Origin of the sequence: Marinobacter vinifirmus, from assembly GCF_002258215.1 — a bacterium.
Lineage (GTDB): Bacteria > Pseudomonadota > Gammaproteobacteria > Pseudomonadales > Oleiphilaceae > Marinobacter > Marinobacter vinifirmus.
Window position 1 is genome coordinate 1 of record NZ_NEFY01000050.1, and the last position, 639, is coordinate 639.

At 48.5% G+C, this 639-nt stretch carries 1 protein-coding gene; it reads left to right on the forward strand.

The features are described 5' to 3' along the window. Positions 1–72: 72 nt before the first annotated feature. Positions 73–498: a hypothetical protein gene (locus tag B9Q17_RS17915; protein ID WP_094626214.1), complete on the forward strand. Its 426-nt coding sequence runs from the start codon at positions 73–75 to the stop codon at positions 496–498. Positions 499–639: the final 141 nt, after the last annotated feature.

Sequence of the window (639 nt, forward strand, 5' to 3'; positions counted from 1 at the left end):
CGTACCGCTTTTGGTTCCCTCCGCTGCGCTCCGGCGCCGGTTACCATCAGCGTTAAAGGTAAGTAACGAATCATGGCACGGAAGCAATTCCTAGATGGAACAATAAGGCTTGGTGATATTTCGAAAATCACTGGTTTGCGCATAACACAAGTCGCAACTGGAACAGGCAGAGGTTTTCGAGTGATTGCATTACCAGTTGAAGAAATTGTTTACTGGTCGTTCTGGCGTGGAAAAGTAAACCGGTTCGCTATTAAACAAGCGGAGGAGCTGAAGGTTCCGGTCGATTTTGACCCAGACCTTTATGGGCAGTCCCTGAAATTTAAATATCGCTATGAGCCAAATGAGTACATTTTTGGCGGGCTTTTCTGTGTGGCGACTGCCGGCTTATTACAGGTAGATGCGGACAGTTCAAACGCAATGGTCGCGTCGTTCATTGGCTTAGGCCTCTTTCAGTTTATGCAAGCATACAGGGCAAAAGTAGCCCTCAAAAACCTTTAACAAGTCGCAGCAGTACGCGGCTGATGGCCGCCGGACGTCCTTTCCGTGGCTCCTTCGTCGCCACTCCAAGTTCGCCGCTGTGCTCAGCGTTAAATGTCTCGAGAGGAACCATGCATACTTTAAATACCTTTTTATTTGGTG

Coding starts and splice junctions, on each gene's coding strand:
- B9Q17_RS17915 (WP_094626214.1), top strand. CDS start 73: ATGGCACGGAAGCAATTCCTAGATGGAACAATAAGGCTTGGTGATATT.